This is a genomic window from Hymenobacter sp. YC55 (assembly GCF_029433095.1).
Lineage (GTDB): Bacteria > Bacteroidota > Bacteroidia > Cytophagales > Hymenobacteraceae > Hymenobacter.
On the sequence record NZ_JARNTX010000011.1, the window covers coordinates 60,980 to 79,723 of the forward strand.

The window sequence follows — 18,744 nt, forward strand, 5'->3', positions numbered from 1 at the left end:
ACGATTGGCGTTAGCAATAAATGGGTTCAAAGCAGTAAGCGTCGTACAAGCCTTGCATGTTGGCCGCGGCTGCCGCCCGATCATCCAAGGCATCCTGTTGCCTTGTTCGGGCATCGCCGCGCTCGCGCTCACTGTTGGAAGTAGCGCCGGATTCCCGGACTTGGTAAAGTTCTCGCTCAATCCGATCGAGTTGCGCTTGTTGCTCCTCTATACTTTTAGCGGCTTGCTCCCGTTGACTCTCCAATTTTTCCAAGCGTCTGCGCTCCGCCGGCGGAAGAGTATAAACGGGAGTCTGGGGGGCATCCATTCCCCGTAATGCCTCCTGCCTAGCAACACGCGGGGCAGTCCGAGCCGGGGCGGTCATCGGGCGAGCTGGGGCGTCCGCACCCGCAATGCGCTTGGAAAAAGTAAGGGTAAAGGATTTCCGAAAAAACCCAATGCGCACCGAATACGATACGGAAGCTACGCCGTAGAGCGCACTACCCCCGCTATCCTTGCGGTACTTAAGGGCCATGACAAACACGACCGATACGTCAATAAAGCCGAAGACCGTAACGTTTGCTCCGCACGTGATAATCGCGTGCAGCTCCATGTTGGCTTCCCCAGTCTCGAGACGCTGGTACTGGTAGCGAATGCCTGCCTGCAGGTAGGCTTGACCGACCGCAATTCCGAGGTTGATCCGAAACAATCCCCCAAAACTGAGTCCGGCATCGATTCGCCGGATATAGCGTGGGGTTGTTTCGATGTTGAAATGCCCCATCCCCCCGAAAATCAGCACGCCGATTGCGAATGGATCGGTGGCGCTATTGATCCCTAGCTTTATTCCCAGGGGTTGATTGGTGGTCTCCAGCCCGGTAGGAATGGGAATTGAGACGCCGATGTTAAATTTTAAGTTGTCGAAGGTAAACGCCCCGCCGCTCATCCCGGGGATGGGCAGCGCATACGTGATGCTTATGTCGCTCAGCGAGGGTTCAATTTTAAGCCCGGTGCCCGGCAGCTTGAACCCTTGGGCGAGGGTAGCCAGAAACTCTAGCTCTTTGCCAAACCCAATCTTGCCTAAGGCTACGTTGGTTTGGTTTTTACCCTTGCGGGTGGATTTGAGTTCAATGTACTGAAACTCTACCAGCAACCGGTCCCCAAATATGCCGAGGGTAAAATTCGACAGCCGCGTGTTGCTTTGAAGATCCTGCGGGGATTTGGTAGTTATAGCTAAGTAGGCCGACAAACTGGTCGTCGGCTTCGGGATAAATCGAAAAACCTTTACGTCTAGGGGTTTAAAATCCTGCGTGAGGAATTCATACGTTACTTTATCTGGAAGACGGGTTAGCTTGGGTAAGTTGAAGTTTGGGCCCAGCAGATCCCGTAAACGAATGCTGCCCAGAATCTTTGCTTCCAAGCCCTGAAAAAAGGCCGCGGCTTGCACTTTAACATCTTGCTCGGCCGCTTTGAGCTCCCGTTTCGCTTGCTCGGCCAGGGTGAGCATCCCATTACGCATTCGGTCAAATTCACGCAGGTGTTGCGCCATACCTGACTTGGCGTACTGCTCTTGAAGAAGCTTATTAAGGTCCTTGTTGGCCGTTGCTAGTATCTGCCCCCGGGCGACCTGAAGCTCCGCGGCCAATTCATCACCCGTCGCCCGCAAATCCTCCAGCGTTTCTTTAGCCTTAGCACTGCCGTCTTTTAGCAGCGTTAGGTACTGCGCAGCCAATTCGGGGTTTACGAGTCCGCCGAGATCCTTCCCGGCTTCGCGCATGGCTCCCTTCAGAAACTCTTGGGCCTCGCCGTGTACTTCGGCAAATACCCGCGCAGCGTTGTTTTTTACCTCCAGGCTAACGTTATCAACCTGGTTAGCAACGTAATCGGCGGCGTATTTAATCTTAAGGGGAATCTCGCGGCGGGCTAAATCATTGACCGCCTCGGCGTAGACTTGGGCCGTATGCAGTTGAGGAAAACAGGGGTAGGAGTTGAAGAAATCAAACACCTTGTACTGCACCTCGCCAATTGTTTTCTCGGCAAACAGCAGGTTGCTGCGAAACACGAGAAAATCAGTGCGCATTGTCGCGATATGACCCGTAGCCGCGTGGGCGAAATCACGGCTGAACTCTTCAAACGCTTGTTGCCAAGCCTGGCTGGCCCGGCTGCCAAATTTGGCATCCAATGCCCGCTTAAGCGTTTCCAGCTCGTCTTCGGCTTGGTGAACAGCGTAGCAGATTTCGGCCTTGACCGCGGGGATTCGTGAACGCAAGTCTCCTTCTACCTCTTGGATATAATGCTGGTAGGCGTTTACGTTATCCAGCTCCAGGTTTAAGTCCCGCTTTACTTGTTCGCCGATGACTTTAGGCAAACGCTTGATCAGATTCGCTTTTTCGTAGGCGAAGCCAATGAGTGTCTCGCCCTGTTGCTGTATTGCATCGCGCCGACGGATGAGTTCTTCCTTGAAATCTATGACGTTAGTAAGTATCGCGTCAACTCCCTTGAGCGCTAATAATGCATCAATGCGCCTTTTCAAAACCACTTTAGTATCCCGGATGATTAACTTGGGATCGGTTCTGCGCTCGATGTCTTGTTGGAGTTTTACGATATCCCTTTCCAGGTCGTGCTGGATTACCTGAGCTAAAGTTCCTAGTCGCTTCGCTTGCGCAAGTACTAGTTGCAGTTCGCCTTCTAGCGTAGCAGCGGGCGTCAGTACCCGCCGCTTAAACAGGTTCCATTCCTCCATTACCAGGTCTTCCACATCGCGCTGACCCGCAGTGCTTATGGCGACCAACTGCTCCTCCAAGCGATTTAGCTGCCTTTGCAAACTTACGCGGGCTGCATCTACAGTTTGCAGGCTAAATTCTTCCGCTTTTAGGCGGATGGCCGTCCAAGTATCACCAGCGGCCGGTCCCGCTTTAGCCGCGATCGTATCTTTCAGTTTATTAATCGTGAGATCAAAGCCCCTTTTATCGGCTAATTCCCTGACCAAAGCTTCGGTATCAATGGGGCCTGCAGCCAGGGAGTACGGATAAACCGGGGCTTTTTCTGTGGTTACTTCCAGGTTTAAATCGCTGCGTAACAGGTATAATTTGCGTTTTAACGTTTTTTTCCGTCCCGACCAGTCGGTGAACTCCATGGGCCATTCTAACAGCCGTTTGTCGGGTGTGACGGCCCAAAAAGCTACAGCCGGTGGCAGATCGGATGTGGGCGGTTCGGGACACTCCGGGTTTAGGCTACTCTGCTTGAGAATTTTGTCATCAACCTCCGCCTGAACCAGCACGTGGTGGTCGAGGACATTCTTTAGGTCTGCCTTAGTTGGAATTTTGTTTTGTTCCGTGGCTTGAATGCGCACGCACAGGTCACCAAGTAGTTTTTGAACGGGCAGAATTTGGCGCGCATTCAAGTCGGCAAACCGCACGTGTTGAAACGGCGTGGCGTACTTAAAATTGAGCGTGGAATACTCACTCGCATCGTGCTTGGCATAAGAAGCAAAATCCTTTTCCGGCTCCAACGGTAGCAGAAATTCGCGGTAAATCAGCGGAGCATGGCCTCGGGTTGTTTCACGCCGGGTGGTGCGCACATGCAGCATTTTTAAGCCAAATGTGGCATCCACCACCACATTGGAGACTTCCACCTCTTGATCGCGGCCAAACGAAATCGCTTGTTTCCATTGGTACAGCGAAATGCCGTTTTTTTCGAAGTATTTATTGCGGAAGGCAATCTGCGTACATACTCCCATGGGAGTAAACGTCAGCGATGGCGCAGTGGCGGGCAGATTGTAGAGGCTGGATAGGCGTACCAAGTCCAACCGATCTTTTTCCGTAGGAAGTAGCTTGGGACGGATTTTAGCCGGGGCAGTAGGATCGGCCTCTACTTGGCCAGTCCTAAACTGTTCCGCGCCAGACGGCCCTAAAATCATCAACTGAAGATGATTCTCAGCCTGATTCACCATCTCGTACGTTCCCTGAGGCGCCTCCCCCACCGAGTCGATTGATTTATCCCGAGAGGGAGACTTTTTTTTGTTGGCGGCGTTTCGTTCGGCCCCTTTCTTTTTTGTAAGCGTTAACGTTGCCATCCACAATTCTACCCCCTCGGATTGGGCTTCTAATCCGGTATTGGGATCCTCGGCGGGCGAGGTTAGATGTCCAACGCAAGAAGTAAAAATCCAACTGTAATCGTATTCCCACGAAGGTAGTCGGGGGCTTAGAATAAGGCGGTAGGGGATCTCTAACGCCGTAAAGGGGGCTTGATCCCGTACCTCAATGGTTTCAGAACGCCGGTTGCTACGTAGCCCTTCCGGGTAGTTTCTCTGATTCGGGTAATGTTTCCGGTGGTACTTTTTCCCGCTGTAACTCAGCGGGTAAATATCGGGGGCGATGTAATCTTCGCTACCATTCTCAGGGATGTCCTGGGCCGGGTCTAAATCGTAAACAAAAGGTCGAATGTTATTGTCAGGCTTGGAAATCAGCGAAAAGTGCTTGGCATTCCAAGCCATAAAATCACTGGCCTTTATGGGCAACGCCCGCCCAGGAAGGGACGTGAAGTCAATTGCAAAGCATAAGTAGCTGTACCCGGCAATGCGACTTTGCTTTAGCTGGTCGAGCATATCGCATTTTCCCTGTAGCTCGATGGCATCAGCATACTCTTCGGCCACGTGTTGCTGGGGAAGACGAATAACCATGTAAGCCCGGTAATGGGCATTCTTGCCCTTAAACGGCAACAACAGGCCAGCTACCTCGTCCCGCTCTACGTTGAGGAAATAGAATTCCAACTCCAGCATGTTGCGGTAATGCATGAGTCGGTATGCCGCATCAATAAAAAACTCCCCGGTTTCTCCCGGTTGCAGCGGAGTACTATCCCCATCAACCAACTCCCCCAGCGTCTGGACCGCCGGCAGGAAGGCAATTGAGGTTAGCGACAGCTGTTTTAAAAAATCACGGCGGCCAATTTTACTGGTCGAACGTTCCATACTTAGCGGGGGTAATCAGTAATCGTAATAGCGCCTGTGGATTCATTGTATTCAATCAGGTGTTGTGCAGGAGTAACATCTTTTGTGTTTCCATAACCCTCGAAAAAGTAGCTCTTGGGTAAACCAGGTAACTGAAAAGGCTGTGAGCTCATCCATTTGTATCGACCTGACTGTTGCATAGTGCCAGGTTGGGGTATATAACCTACCTGTACCTTCCAAATACCATTTGAATCGCGAAAGACTAACAGTCCTTTAAAAAGGGCCATATAAGGTCTTTCCGCGCTATGAACTTCCTGAAATTCCCAGGTTCTTAATGCTTCGGAACGGGCTTCGGTCCGGATATAAGCGAAGGCCTTCATGGACACGTTCGAGCCCATATTCCAGGCTATTAGTACTTTTTTTTGATTGGTTGACCTTGATATTCTGACGCGGTCAAATGCAGCAACTGGCAAGCGGGCTATCAGGTGGTTTGGTTTATTGAATTGCCTTACCACCGCAGAATTGGAGCTATCTCCCCGACATAACATCCACGTCTCATTCAACGGTTTAATATCTAGTGCAGGGTCCTCACCAACCAGGTTTTCGCCGTCGGCTTGCGACCACCCCCGGGGCGAATGGACTAAAAAGGAGCTGGTTCCTGGCAACCAGCGAATCATATCAAAGGGACCGCGGTCAGCTGCAGGGTAAAGTAGCTTGGTGGCAAGCTTGGGATTTACTTTGTAAATCGATCCATCCTCAGCAATCGCGACATAGTAAGGTGGCTCTGACGCATCTGTTACTTTGGCGGGAAGTATTTCTTTATAAGCAATTGGTAGGGGTTGAGGAATGGTATCCGTGCGAAAAAATCGCCAAGTTGATTCACCGCGGCGTTTTAACTTAAGCAAGGTAGGCGTAAGAAAAGCAGCCTCTTGATTGGGTGAGTAGTCGAGAGTTGACTCGGTTTTGTAGTTATACACCCATACATCCTGATTGATCTCTTGGGTGGTAGAATCATTTCCCACTCGAACTAGCGAGATGCCCGCCTCATTTACTGGCCCCAGGTGTAAGGCTACCTTTTTGCCGGGCGCCTCGGGAAGACTGGGAGTAACGCCGCGGATTCTAAGATCATGGTTAGCGTAGTAAGCAACCCCTTTACTTTGGCAAGGGAATAACCCGTAGGCATCCCACATCAGCTGCTCATACCCACCTAGGATGTGAACGCGGGAGGTCTGGACTTGCAAAGCGCCGCCGCTAAGCCGTCCGTTCCAGATCGCAAAATTGGAGGTGTTGTTCGCTGGCTCGGCATCAGCGATGGTTAAAACACTGAATAGCTCCTCATTACCTTGTTCAGAGAAGCGAAAATCATATACATCCTTGAATGTATAACTGCTGTCGAGCGCCGGCTTTGGCAGTCCAGTCAAACTGTTCAGACTATAGATACGCCATTCCTTGGCTTTTTGGGGCCTAGCGACAAAGCGCAGGGTATGGTCCTTCTTTTGGTGGATGCTAGTCCATCTGATTTCTAATCTACTTTGCTTCCACGATGTGATTAAATGTCTTACAAAGCGCTCGCTACTATCCCTCCTAGGCGCTAGCGTACGTGCTGCTCTCTGGGTATTCATATGAGCTAGGACTGGCTGTTGCCCTAGCACAATCAATAAGCTAACAATGCCCAATAGCTTTCCTACTATTTGCATACAAGTAAGGGGCTACTATGTTTTATGACTATTTACATATTATAATTATATATATATCAGACAAAATTATTTTTAGTTATTGATTTAGAGGTAATTAGCATGATTAATCACTGGTATTTTCGGCATTAGTGCATCTAGTTGTCCCTGTTGATTCAGTAGGCAAAATCATTAGAGGACAGCACCAAGGTGATGGAATGGGGTCCGCAGTTTAAATGGCAGCGTTGAGCGCTTCAGTCGCTGTTGGAAATTGTGGTTTTGTGCATTATATGGATGTGGTTTACCATTCAACTCATGGGTTCCAAATACACTGCACTTCAAATGTCAGGAGGTGCGTGACTTGATTGTCCTTGAAGTTGTTATCTGACACCACCAACACCGAACGATGCTTGTTCGAGAGCTTAGGTCCCCATGCTAGACCCTCAACGTTATCGAGATTGGAGAGGTCCTTCACTAGCTCTTTTCTCATCGCGGCATGATTCGTGGATAACTGTAAGTCAACAGGCTTTAGCGCCCGTGCGCGTTTGGAGGAATCAGCAATCATAAAGCAACAGGGCCATGGTATGGAAGGGCCTATGCCGAAACATAAGTCTTGATGCTCTTTGCTCGGTACGTATAAGGATCTACGCTCCATTTTATACTTGGTCATGATAAGACTTAAACCCTCTCAGCGGGGTCTAGGCACACGAGCAAGCATACTTGCCCAGCAATACCTTGCGTGAACAGATGGGGCGTCGCTTACCTGGCCACCCAGCGAACGTATATCGGCGGCAACAGCATCTTGGAATGCTTCCCAAACCTGATCTCCTCCTTCGAATATCCCACTTGCTGTTGGCCAGTCTACTGCTGATGAGGTCACCCGATCAGCGCCGCGCGTGTAAATTTCCCATAACCCATCAGACCGTTGGCGAATGCCAAATTCTCGAGTTCCACTAACCGGATGATTGCCGACCGTAACGAAGCGCCATGCCGTTGACCTAGAATGAGCGAGCATGACTGGTGCTAATCGCTCCACTTTTGGTCCAGGAACTAATTGGAACTGTATACGAAACAAGAGAAGTGTGCCTACTACCCCATTGGTCCACCCAGGAGCATCTGAGGGATCAAGAGGCTGGAACTTAGCTAAATTAGACTTAAAATAAGTAGAGAAACGAGAGCGAATACGGCTAAGGAGTTCCTCCGGTTTAAGCTTCTTCCTATTTACTTCCGGCATTTTGCTTATTGTCACTCCCCAATAATCGAGATTAACTTGGCTAGGCACAACACCAGTTGCATTTAATAAAGAAGTCGCATCATAGATCGAAAGCACAGGCATCCCTCGCGATCCGGCACTTGTCGCTATGCTATTAGCCGGCTTAAATGCGACTAGCGCGTCCCAATCAGCCCCCGGGATAGTAGGGTTACACGTTTGTGAGTGACCCTTCAGAACAAATATTAGCTGCAAGAATTGGATGATTACGAGTACGCGCGACTTGTTCATATATTGTGAAAAGCTCTAGTTATTTACTGAGAGTTCTATCGCTTCACTACCTTCTTAATCTAAGACACAAACTAACTAAAGTACTAACCGATAAGGGCGGAATTTTGGATGTTTGGTAAAGGTTATCCAAGTCTCTCGATACAGGGACTCGATATACAACGCTAGCCCCTGGTAGACGGTCAGCGGGCCTATTGCCCCGGCCGTTTCTTCCACCACGCTTTGGTAGCCCATCGAGTCCGCATTGTAGACGGTACTACCGGAGTCCAGCGTGCGCTTTTTAAGGGAGCTGTAATTTGTAGTTCGGGCCAGGCGCCCACCGACAGAAGCTATGGACGTGATGAATTTATTGAATAGGTTCTATTCGAAATGATAGAAACCGTTCAAGCTCCTTATCAACTCGCCCGATACGGGGGCTTGCTTCGTTACGATGTTCCGGTGAGGTTGAGCCGAATCAAAAATGTTATAACTGTTGATTTGTACCCGCGCACGCAAGCTTAGCCAACGAGACCGCCTGCTTGAGATTTGTTCAGATTCATTCTCAATGTACCGCCAGTTCTTTTTTTTCTAGGGAGTAAACCAGAAAGAAGGAGTATACCCCAGGGTTAGCCCTATCTCGGACGGCACGTTTGTTTTCTTAAAAACGGTTGCAATTCCGTTAGTAGCAGCAGCGTCTAACTTGATAAACCCATAGCTTTTTATCTCTTTATAAGGGTTCTTTGGGGCCGCAAAGTGAGGAGAATCGTATTTGAATGAGATTTGACTTTGCACCGCATCATCGGCAACATAGGAAAAGGGAGCCGGATCGATATCGGACCTATTGATGACTGCTAGTATCCCGTAGCGATAATACGGCGCCTCGGTAATTTTCTCTTTTTCGGCTTGCTTTACATCTTGACCCCAAGCAGCCGTGCAAATAAATATGAGAGGTAAGGCTAAGGGTTTTTTCATTCAGACAGGTAGACAAACGTAAAGTAGATGGTGTAAATCTATCGGCCTGCAGGTATACTCTCATCAGTGCTATCACTGAGTTTTGGTGGTGTTTTAAATAGAGTAATGCTTTATGAAGTTCTCATTACAACCGGGCGAAAATTACGGTAAGGTTCTTCTTACCTCACCGAGCAGCTCTTACGTGAGTCATTGATTCGTAAGACGCTACTAAAAGACACATAGCCAAATAGCCAATGCAACTTCCTACATGGAAACTGATTGCTACACATAACGAGCATTATGAGGTGGTCTAGGGATGACGGACAAAAGAAGGACGTATCTTTCTTCTGTTATGGCAGCAAAATCCAGTGGGGCGTCGCCCGACAAACGGCGTAAAAAGGACAAGGTCTTCAAGGCCGAGGCGCTGCGTCTGGTCAGCGAAAGCCGCAGCACGCAAGCGGCGGCTCAGCAGCTGGGCATCCGCCCCAAGCTGCTCTACCGCTGGCAGCAGGCCCAGATCGTGGCCGAGGTGGGTAGTAAGGAAGTGGCTCGCGACCCGGAGGTGCGCGCCCTACGCGCAGCCAATAAACGGTTGGCGCAGTAGCTCGACATGTTAAAAAACGCCTTGTTCATCTTCCACCGCAAAACCCCATGAGCGTGTACTACTACATTGCCCAGCGGCGGAAGCAGGCTTCCATACGGCAGCTCTGCCGCGTCCTGCAAGTCGTGCCGAGTGTATACTACGCTTGGCAGCAACGTCACCAAGTACCTGCCCTCTGACTTGCCTAGCAAGGGGCCGTGCTAGCGGTCTTTCAGCGCCACGGCCGGCGCTACGGCACCCGATGGCTCCCACCGCCCCTACCCAAGTTTGAGTGGGCGACATCACCTGTTTGCCAAAGCAGGGCGGTGGCTGGCTATATCTAGCTACGTGGCTGGAACACTATTCGCTTAAAGTGGTGGGCCGGGAACTGCGCGAGACCATGCCCGAAGCCCTCGTGAGCGAGGCGCTGCGCCGAGCACTGGCCGTGCGTCAGCCGGCGGCTGGACTTGTTGTGCATTCCGACCTAAGTGACGCCGGGGCGTCAGCGTGAGCAGCCAGTATGCCGCTACCCGCTTTCAGAACTTACTAGCCCGCCACGGCGCCTTACCAAGCATGAGCCGACGGGGCAATTGCTATGACAACGCCCACGCGGAATCCTGTTGGAGCCCGCTGAAAACCGAGCTGCTCGATGGCGGAAGCCTTCCAAGTTTGGCCGAAGCCAAACTCGAAATCAGCCACTATATCGCCTATTACAATGCCAAACGTCGCCATTCTGCCCTCGGCTATCTAGCCCCCAACCATTTCGAATCTCAACTCCAAACCACGTCACGATTGTGTTCGGCTTAGCTAGACCACCTCAAGTAGCATGCTGTTTACCCGACTCGCTGCTGGAAGTGATCAGCGAGTTTGCTTATTCTCCGTTAAAGCCTGTGCCCCCGGTGTCTACGCTGCGTGCGCGCCGGGGTCTGCTCCCGCTGAGCGTCTTGTAGGCCGGGGGCTTGGCGCTGAGTCCGGTGCAACTCGCTCTCTTGCAGCTCGTGTCCTGGCTGTTTGGCCACCCAATCCAGCAGCAAGCTGATCTCTTTCACCGCCCCGCGGGCCAGCTGCCAACTGTAGCCGATCGCTACTTCGCTTACCTGCCTACCCTCGGCATCAACCGAGTGGCGCACCGCAGTAGCGGCTCCATGACGGTTGAGCGCCCGTTGCAGGATCTCAGCGCGTTCGGCGGCCGGCATCGCCTTATCTAGTTCCCTCACCCGCACCACTAGCTTTCGTTCCGCCTCCCGCTTGGCAGCGTACTCCGTTAAGCTCATCGCCACCTTTTCAGGCTGATAGAATTCTTTTGCTTCGAAGCCGATAGCTAAGAGGGATTGAGCGGCCACTTTCGCGGCGCGGGCGAATTCCAGCAGCCGGGGCTGCAGCAGCTCCGGCAAGGCCTTGTTCGGGTCGTGTAAGTATTCCAGCATCTGCGCCGCTTCCTTGGCCTGCGCGTTCTTGTAGCCGAGGAAGTTGCCCTTCGCCCGCTTCTCCAGTTCTGCTTGCCGGCCGTAGCTAAGCGCCCACTGCGCGGCGTGGTAAGCCCGTGCCGCCAGCTGCCGCTCTAACTCGGCCCGCAGCGCTGCCAGCGGTGGATCGTTGTTGATCGCCTTCAGCACCCGCTCCACTCCCTCTTCGGCTGGCTGCGCTTTCAGGTGCTGGCTGTAGGAATCCACCAGCTGGTTGTAGGCTTGGATCGTCGCGTTCACCTGGGCGAGTTTCGCCGTGGAAGCCTGGTAGGATGCTTGCCACTTACGCTCTGCCGCCGACAGCTCCGGCCCTTTCGGTACCTGCTTTGGCGCGGCCGTCGGCTGCCTGGCCGCTGGGTGGCTCCCCACGCCCACTTTCGCTTTTTCAACTTGCCGGGCGGCTAGCGCTTGCGTTGCCTGCTGCGCGGCTTGATTGGCCAGCACTTGGCTGGTAATGCCCGTGAGGCTGAAGGAGCGGTGAACTGCGGATCCCTTGAACGTCTGTCCGTCTTTGGCGAAGCTGATCCCGGCCGGCCGCTTATCCTTGGTTGTGTAGATTTGGAAGTCCACTCCGTGACCCCGGAGCCCCTCATAAAACCCCTTGCTGTCCGTCGCCGAAGCCAGCACCGTACGCAGCGCTTCCCGGATCTCGTGCCGGGTCTTGTCCACCCCGCGCAGCTGGGTGGGGTGCTGCTTGTCGGGTCGTAGTCCTTTCGGCGGCGTCAGCCCGTGTTCGCGAGTCAACTCGATCAGCACCTTCTTCGAGCGAAAGAAGTTCTGCCCGTCGGCGATGGTCTTGCCGTCGTTGCCTACCCGGTTGGCAATAATGTGCAGGTGCTGGTTGTCGGGCTGGTCGTGGTGACGGACAATCACGTACTGCGTCTGATCCAGGCCCATCTTCCGCACGTAGTCTTCGGCCACCGCCCGCATCTTCGCGCTGTCCAGCCTCGGCGCGTCGTCCGGGTTAAAGCTCAAGCTCGTGTGCCACACCGCCAACTTGAGGTTGGGGTTCAGCTGCCGCCCCCGGTTGAAGTCCCGCTGCATGTGCGTTGCGCTGTCCGCGCGCACGCCCACCGCGGCCAGCACCTCGGCCTGCTTGTCGCTCGGCAGGTCCCGGCGCCCCGCGAACTGGTAGCGCACCAAGCCCGCGAAGCTGCTCCCGATCGTGGTCCGGCTGATCATACCCGCTCCCCAAAATAGTCCAACAGCTTACTCACCGCCTTGGCTTGCCGGCCTACCTCCTCCCCTACCGCGCTGAACCCTCCCAACTGCGCTTTAAGCGCCAGAGAGTGCATATCATTAGCCAGCCCCGCCAGCTGCCGCAGGTACCCGTCCTGCTCCACTGAGAGCTGCAGCACCGGCCGCTTGCGCCGCCCCACTCCCGCTTCCACCAGGGGCCGTAGGTACTGCGACAGCGGCTGCCGCACCTCGGCCGCTCCCTGCTTGAGTGCCTCGTACCGCGTTGCCGACACGTGCGTGGTTACGCTCTTCAGCTTCTCTTCAGGCCTCTTACTCGGGCGTCCCCCTGCGGCTTTGCCGGTGCGTTTCAACTTCACTTGCTCAGCGGAATCAGAAGTCGGCGTTGTCATAAGCGCGGTGGTTAACGGGCCTTTTTGCGACGAAAGGAAGCAAAAAGCAAGACGTTTGGCAAGTGCCAAACCTATCTTGCTCCCTATTGCGTTAACACAAGATACACAGAACAAGCGGACTGCGCCCACTGCCCGCCGCTTTTTTAAGGTTGGGGCGAATCCGATGGCTTGGTCTGACCTGGAACCTTCCTCCAAGTTGTTCGGTCTGTTATCGGACTCGGCTCCTTCCTGCTTGCTCGGGTGCGGATTTCTTTCTGCCACGGCCGGTTCGCTCCTTCTTCAACGACCTGGCCAGGGTGTGCCGCCGGCAGGCTTGCTTGGCACCCTTGCAACCTGGTTGTAGCTAAGTTTGAATCTTGCCCGTTACCGCTCTTCCTGACCGGGCAAGCTAGGGCTAGGGCTTATGTCAATTTCCCGCTTGTCTTTGGGCGGGTTAAGTAACAGTTTGTGCGCACAAAGTCATGGCTTGCTGACCAACACGGAACATAGAGATAAACTAATTTTATGAGTTGCACCTGCCTTGGAAAAAAACTATTTCTCAGCTTACCTGAATCAAGCTTGGCCAGTACCTTCTACTCGCTACCAAACCGGATTCCTGCTGCCCGCTGCCCTTCATGTTAGTCTGATAGTTTGTTAAATAGTTGTTCTGATAGTTTGATAAATAGTTAGTCTGATAGTTTGATAAATAAGCAGTCAGCTAAACAAATATTTATGCTTGTAGCTGCCTTACTGATTGGTCAGTGAGGCAGCTACAAGGGACGGTACCTTATGTGGAAATGTCGGAGTGGCGGCGTACCTGCTCACCGGATTTGGGGAGCGAGGCTGGCTTGATCTTGTTCAGGCGGTACTAGTTGGCCGGCCGCCGGTGTAGTACCGCGAGCAGCCGCTTTCGGCAGCAGTGGCAGCGACCTATAAGCAGAAACAACGCGAAGCGATTGTCCGCACTGTGCGCCCGTATAACGCGCCTATTGCCATTTCGCTGGCGGGGCGTTCGTGCGTACCTTGGGCCCGTACCTGCCCCCCGCTCTGCTGTGCCTGCTCCCCTCGCTTCCCATCCGCCCCTGCCCCCGGCTGTCCCCGAGCCCGCTTTGTATCAGGTGTTCGAGCAGAGCCCGGCCGCCATGTGCTTGCTGCGCGGCCCACAACATGCCTTGGCCTACTACAACCCCGCCTATCAGGCCCTGTTTCCGGGCCGCGACATGCGCGGCCGGATGCTGGCTTACCTACGCACGGCGCTTGATCCGGCCGCTGCCAGCTGGGAAGAAACCAAAGAGCGTTTGCTGCGCAACGCACAAGCGAAAGGCCGCCTCAGGTGCAAGAACTAACGATTGCCAGCAGCACCGCCGCCTGGTACGCGTTGCTTTCCACCCGTTTATAGGTAGGAGCGCACGTTAACTGCCGCGCACCCCTACCTAGTAGGTTACTTGCCTTGCAGGTCTGCCAGGCTGGCGGGATACCGTTCTCCCTGCAGGTTAATGCTCTCCAACGCCTGCTTGATAGTAGCTAACTCCTCCTCGCGTAAGGTAAGGTCCACCCCGCCGATATTTTCTTCCAGGCGGGTTGTGTTGGTGGTTCCCGGAATCGGGACAATCCAGGGCTTTTGCGCCAGCAGCCAGGCCAAGGCAACCTGCGCCGGCGTGGCGTTCCGTGATGCCGCAATCCTGGTTACCAGATCCACCAGGGCTTGGTTGGCTGCGCGGTTTTCTTTGCTGAAACGAGGCAGGACATTGCGCCAATCGCCCTTGTCGAATTCCGTGTCCGCCTGCATCTTGCCCGTTAGAAAGCCTTTGCCCAGCGGGCTAAACGGCACGAAGCCAATGCCCAATTCTTCCAGCAAGGGCAAGATTTCCCGTTCCGGTTCGCGCCAGAACATGGAATACTCGCTTTGCAGGGCGGCCACGGGTTGGACGGCATGGGCGCGGCGAATACTGTGTCCGCCCGCCTCGCTCATCCCGAAGTGTCTAACCTTCCCTTCGGCAATCAGCTCTTGGACGGTACCGGCCACGTCTTCCACCGGCACCTGCGGGTCCACCCGGTGCTGGTAGAACAAGTCGATATAGTCGGTTTGCAGATACCGGAGCGAGTTCTCGGCCACCTGCCGGATGCGCTCCGGGCGACTGTTCAAGCCATCGGTATTGCGGCCGTTTTGAAAGCCAAATTTGGTGGCCAGGATGACGTTCGCACGTACCCCGTGGAAGGCTTTGCCGACCAGCTGTTCGTTGGCGCCCTGGCCGTACACTTCGGCGGTATCAAAAAACGTCACCCCCAGATCGTACGCTTTGCGCAGCAGGGCAATGGCCTCGTTTTCGTTGGTTGCCGGACCGTAGCCATGGCTTAAGCCCATGCAGCCGAATCCCAGTTCCGATACTTCTAAGCCGGAGGTTCCTAATTGTCGTGTTTTCATGTTGCAGCCGCAAACAGCTATTGTGTGGAAGTTTGCTGCGGCAAAATTGGGGCAGATGAACAAGTGGCTTTGTAGACAGATTACGGGTTTTCTTACCACTATTACGGATTGCGGAGGCCGGCCCCGAACGAGCTTAGCGGAACCGGTAAGTTTGTAGCGTTCAACTAAGAAGGCATGGAAGAGATTATAAGAATTGACAGCATCGCGCACTATACCGCTATGCGGGGCGTACCGACCAAGCATCCGCTGGTGGCGGTGATTGACCTCTCGCAAGCGCACCCGATGCCCGCCCAGTCCTTCCAATTCGGCTTGTATGCGGTGGGGCTGAAAGAACTGAACCATGGCCAGCTACGCTATGGCAGAAGTTACTATGACTATCAGGAGGGAAGTCTGATATTTATAGCGCCCGGCCAGGTGGTAGAGGTGCAGCCGGGCGTGGAACTGTTTGCCCCCAAAGGCTGGGTCTTACTTTTTCATCCCGACCTGCTACTCGGCACGCCGCTAGGCAAACGCCTGCCGGTCTATTCGTTCTTCTCGTACGAAGTGAATGAAGCGCTGCACCTCGCGGAGAAAGAGAAAGCTATCGTGACGGACTGCTTCACCAAAATCGAGTACGAACTCGAACAATCGATCGACAAGCACAGCAAAGGCCTGATTGCTGCCAACATCGAGTTGCTGCTTCAGTACTGCCTGCGCTTTTACGACCGCCAGTTCATCACCCGCGACACGGCCAACCGAGGCATCCTGGAACGGTTTGAATCCTTGCTCAGAGACTATTTTTCAGCCGATAAACCCCAGCACGAAGGGTTGCCTTCGGTCGCTTATTGCGCCGAAGCCCTGCACTTATCCCCTAACTATTTCGGGGACCTGGTGAAGAAAGAGACCGGCCGCTCCGCGCAGGAGTACATTCAAGCGAAAGTGATAGAAGTGGCGAAGGAAAGGCTGTTTGACCGGCATAAATCGGCAAGTGAAATTGCCTATGAGTTGGGGTTTCGGTACCCGCAGCACTTCACCCGTTTGTTCAAGCAAAGAACTGGCACTACGCCGAACGATTACCGGCTGAGGAAGTAACCAAACGCAGGCCAAATTTCATCTTCAGAGATGTTGAAGCTGGCATACCAGTCCGGTCATCACCGCTTGTAAGCACAACGCGCTAACCTCAAGAAGGGGCACCTTTCTGACACAGCGCTTCATAGAGGCCGATTAGTGCGAGAAGCGGCTCGTAGCCAACTCAGACAATAGGTTCCGGCTCCTTTCAGAAGTGGGGTGCGTTCTGCCCCAGTTGGCACGTTCGAAAAACAGTTGGTTTTGGGACGGATTCATCACCCACGCCAAAGGCTCCGAAAACCGTGCTCATCAAAGCCTTTTCTATCACTTGGTCAGAGACACGCTCTCGTTTCCTTATGTGGAAGCTGCTGTGCCTCACCTTAAGGCGCTAAGGCCTCATTCTTCTGGACAGCTCCAAGCTTTGTTTAGTAGATGCGGGGGTTGCGGGAAGTACGAGAAACACCGGTTCTTCGTACGCCACAACGTAGCCGCTCTCGCTTAGCCAGCCGCCGGCGTTGCGCAGTTTTGCGGACCCGGCGCCGGTCGTTGAACAAGAACGCCGGCTTACGAGTGGGCGGCCAAAAAGGGCAGCAGGACGGCGGCCATTTCCTTTGGCACTTCCTCCGCTAGGTCATGGCCGGCGTGAAAGACGTGTCCGGTGACGTTGTGGGCCACTTGCCGCATGATGCCTTCGTTGTTCTCGCCGATAAACGCGTCGCCGCCCAGCGCCAGGACCGGGAGCGTCAGCTTGGTTTGCGCGGCCTGGCGATTCTGCTGGCCGTCCACGAGCATGGCGCGGTACACGGCCAGCATCGAGCGGATGCCGCCGGGCAGGCTGTAGCAGCGCACGTATTCGTCGAGGGCGTCCGCGGTGGCCGTGTCGGGAAAGCGTCGCTCGGACTTGATCAGGTAGGTAATCAGCTCGCGTTCATGGCCGGCAATCAACATCTCGGGCACATCCGCCTTGAAATAAAAGCCCACGTGCCAGAGGAACAGGCCGGCCGCATTTTCGGGCGTCAAAGCCGTATGCTGCTCGAAGTTGAAGCCGGGTAGCAACGCTTCGGCAAAGACCAGGGCCTTGACTTGCTGCGGGTGGCGCACCGCCAGCTGATAGCCGATCACCGCGCCCCAATCTTCACCCACCACGTGATAGGTATCGTGACCGAGCTGGGCCATGAGCGCGGCAATGTCGTCGCTCATGGTGGCCGAGTCATACCCGGTCGCGGGGTGGTCGGAGTCGCCGAGCCCGCGCAGGTCCGGCACGATAACGGTGTACTGGTCGCTGAGCAAAGGCAGCAGGTGGCGCCAGTGATACCCCGTTTTGGGGATGCCGTGCAGCAACACCACGGGGGCGCCCGTGCCGGCAAAGCGATAGTGCAGACTGGTGCCATTGACCGAAGCGCGGTCACTATGAACCGGGGTACCCTGGTGGTCGACCATCGTATATTTGTCTTCCTTGGTAAACAGTGCTTGTTTCATGCCGCAAAAAACTTCACTGTTCCCTCCCGGTACAATAACTCACCCGAAAGTGAGCCTCTTCTTCTTCTCAGCCGATGGCCAGTAACTTGAAAGAAGGCACCAGCAACGCGCAGAACCGGCAGCTGTTGTCGGCGTGGTGCTCCGTCAATGACGTCCTGCGCGACATCAGCCCCCGCTGGAAGATGGTGCTCTTGCATGGCATTACGCACGGAGTGGCCCAGTTCAGCCGGCTCAAGCAGGCCTTCCCCACTTTGTCGGATCAGGTGCTCGGCCAGCGTCTGGCCGAGTTAGTGGCGGAAGGGTTAGTCGAGAAGACGGTGGTGGCAGCTACCGTCCCGACGCAAATTCACTACGCGCCCACCCCCAAGGGCCGGGCCCTGTTGACCATTATCGATGCCCTGCAGCACTGGGGTGAGCAGGATTGGTCCCGCGACCACCCCTGAGGCAGGTCGGTTGAGTTGGATGCTTGGAGACAGATGGGTAGAGACAGGTGATAAGCAGCAGAAAGCCGTTTCTGGTATTTCCCATGGAAGAAAGCCACCGGAAGGTAGACAAGGTATGTCACCTGTAACGTAGCCGCAAAGCCTTCCAATCCGCCGTTGCTTACTCAGTACGGTCCGCCAGAGACCGGCTATCCAACTCTCAAGGGGCAGAGCGCGAGATAAAAGCACTTATTCCTTAAATAGGCAGCCAGGTACCTCCACCGCTCGCGTCTGCTGGTAGAGTAAGTTCCAGGCGATAAGCACCGCTAGCCGGTGATAGAAATCACGTGGGGCACGCGTTCGGGAGCCGAGAGCGAGCAACTTCTTTATCCGGGAAGTGCTGCTGGCCTTGCCTGCTCCACGCTAGCGTTGGCTGCCCAAGCCGGCGACGGGTTCTGCCCCCGCCCCTTAGCGAAACCATTTTCGTTTCCGTTTCTCGGTGTTTTCCGGGGCTATTCACTCGCCAAGCCCGGTATTTATCACCGGCTAGGGGCCGTTTGGGGGCACCACCGGAACGCCTGCTGCCGCAACAGCGCAGAAGTACCAGTACTTTAGCTGCGGGTGGGGCTGGTACCAAGAAAAGGCACAGGTTCACTCAGGCAACTTTCCAATGTCATCTCGCGCGTTTGCCAAGCCGCCACTGAGGCAGCGCGAGGAAAGGCAATCACCGCG

At 54.3% G+C, this 18,744-nt stretch carries 15 protein-coding genes; 7 read left to right on the forward strand and 8 right to left on the reverse strand.

Translation table 11 applies throughout. The features are described from left to right. Window positions 1-10 precede the first annotated feature (10 nt). From P1X16_RS30225 to P1X16_RS30235, 3 genes are all read right to left on the reverse strand, one after another. On the reverse strand, window positions 11-4,945 hold the full coding sequence (locus P1X16_RS30225) for a hypothetical protein (protein ID WP_277236501.1): 4,935 nt from the start codon (window positions 4,943-4,945) through the stop codon (window positions 11-13). Window positions 4,946-4,947: 2 nt separating this feature from the next. After that, window positions 4,948-6,345 carry a hypothetical protein gene (locus P1X16_RS30230; RefSeq protein ID WP_277236502.1) on the reverse strand — a complete coding sequence of 466 codons (1,398 nt, stop codon included), beginning with the start codon at window positions 6,343-6,345 and terminating at the stop codon, window positions 4,948-4,950. A 2,317-nt stretch (window positions 6,346-8,662) separates the two neighbouring features. Then, window positions 8,663-9,046, reverse strand: coding sequence for a hypothetical protein (locus tag P1X16_RS30235; protein ID WP_277236503.1), 384 nt, complete (start codon window positions 9,044-9,046; stop codon window positions 8,663-8,665). A 331-nt stretch (window positions 9,047-9,377) separates the two neighbouring features. Here P1X16_RS30235 and P1X16_RS30240 point away from each other — a divergent pair, with 331 nt between their 5' ends. Together P1X16_RS30240 and P1X16_RS30245 are read left to right on the forward strand one after the other, a co-directional pair. Further along, complete coding sequence (locus P1X16_RS30240) at window positions 9,378-9,629, forward strand: transposase (RefSeq protein ID WP_277236504.1); 252 nt, start codon at window positions 9,378-9,380, stop codon at window positions 9,627-9,629. 268 nt (window positions 9,630-9,897) lie between these two features. After that, window positions 9,898-10,116 (forward strand): DDE-type integrase/transposase/recombinase, encoded by a 219-nt coding sequence (locus P1X16_RS30245; protein WP_277236505.1) that lies wholly within the window; start codon window positions 9,898-9,900, stop codon window positions 10,114-10,116. Between the two features lie 53 nt (window positions 10,117-10,169). On the opposite strand, the gene P1X16_RS30250 is transcribed toward P1X16_RS30245, so the two are convergent. Continuing rightward, complete coding sequence (locus P1X16_RS30250) at window positions 10,170-10,337, reverse strand: hypothetical protein (protein WP_277236506.1); 168 nt, start codon at window positions 10,335-10,337, stop codon at window positions 10,170-10,172. Window positions 10,338-10,486: 149 nt separating this feature from the next. Beyond that, a complete protein-coding gene (locus P1X16_RS30255) occupies window positions 10,487-12,181 on the reverse strand; it encodes a relaxase/mobilization nuclease domain-containing protein (RefSeq protein ID WP_277236541.1) in 1,695 nt (564 codons plus the stop codon). Between P1X16_RS30255 and P1X16_RS30260 the strand changes: the two genes are divergently transcribed. Beyond that, window positions 12,116-12,271 (forward strand): hypothetical protein, encoded by a 156-nt coding sequence (locus tag P1X16_RS30260; protein WP_277236542.1) that lies wholly within the window; start codon window positions 12,116-12,118, stop codon window positions 12,269-12,271. The two genes, P1X16_RS30255 and P1X16_RS30260, sit on opposite strands and share 66 nt — an antisense overlap. Here the strand turns inward: P1X16_RS30260 and P1X16_RS30265 are convergent. Next, a complete protein-coding gene (locus tag P1X16_RS30265; protein ID WP_277236507.1) occupies window positions 12,250-12,660 on the reverse strand; it encodes a hypothetical protein in 411 nt (136 codons plus the stop codon). The two genes, P1X16_RS30260 and P1X16_RS30265, sit on opposite strands and share 22 nt — an antisense overlap. A gap of 1,031 nt (window positions 12,661-13,691) precedes the next feature. On the opposite strand from P1X16_RS30265, the gene P1X16_RS30270 reads away from it, so the two are divergent. Then, window positions 13,692-13,985, forward strand: coding sequence for a hypothetical protein (locus P1X16_RS30270; RefSeq protein WP_277236508.1), 294 nt, complete (start codon window positions 13,692-13,694; stop codon window positions 13,983-13,985). Between the two features lie 95 nt (window positions 13,986-14,080). Here the strand turns inward: P1X16_RS30270 and P1X16_RS30275 are convergent, their stop codons facing one another. Beyond that, window positions 14,081-15,064, reverse strand: coding sequence for an aldo/keto reductase (locus P1X16_RS30275; protein WP_277236509.1), 984 nt, complete (start codon window positions 15,062-15,064; stop codon window positions 14,081-14,083). A gap of 174 nt (window positions 15,065-15,238) precedes the next feature. On the opposite strand from P1X16_RS30275, the gene P1X16_RS30280 reads away from it, so the two are divergent. After that, a complete protein-coding gene (locus P1X16_RS30280; RefSeq protein WP_277236510.1) occupies window positions 15,239-16,135 on the forward strand; it encodes a helix-turn-helix transcriptional regulator in 897 nt (298 codons plus the stop codon). Window positions 16,136-16,675: 540 nt separating this feature from the next. Here P1X16_RS30280 and P1X16_RS30285 read toward each other — a convergent pair. After that, on the reverse strand, window positions 16,676-17,590 hold the full coding sequence (locus tag P1X16_RS30285; protein WP_277236511.1) for an alpha/beta fold hydrolase: 915 nt from the start codon (window positions 17,588-17,590) through the stop codon (window positions 16,676-16,678). Window positions 17,591-17,664: 74 nt separating this feature from the next. Between P1X16_RS30285 and P1X16_RS30290 the strand changes: the two genes are divergently transcribed. Next, window positions 17,665-18,033: a helix-turn-helix domain-containing protein gene (locus tag P1X16_RS30290; protein ID WP_277236512.1), complete on the forward strand. Its 369-nt coding sequence runs from the start codon at window positions 17,665-17,667 to the stop codon at window positions 18,031-18,033. Window positions 18,034-18,345: 312 nt separating this feature from the next. Further along, on the forward strand, window positions 18,346-18,627 hold the full coding sequence (locus P1X16_RS30295) for a hypothetical protein (RefSeq protein WP_277236513.1): 282 nt from the start codon (window positions 18,346-18,348) through the stop codon (window positions 18,625-18,627). Window positions 18,628-18,744 lie beyond the last annotated feature (117 nt).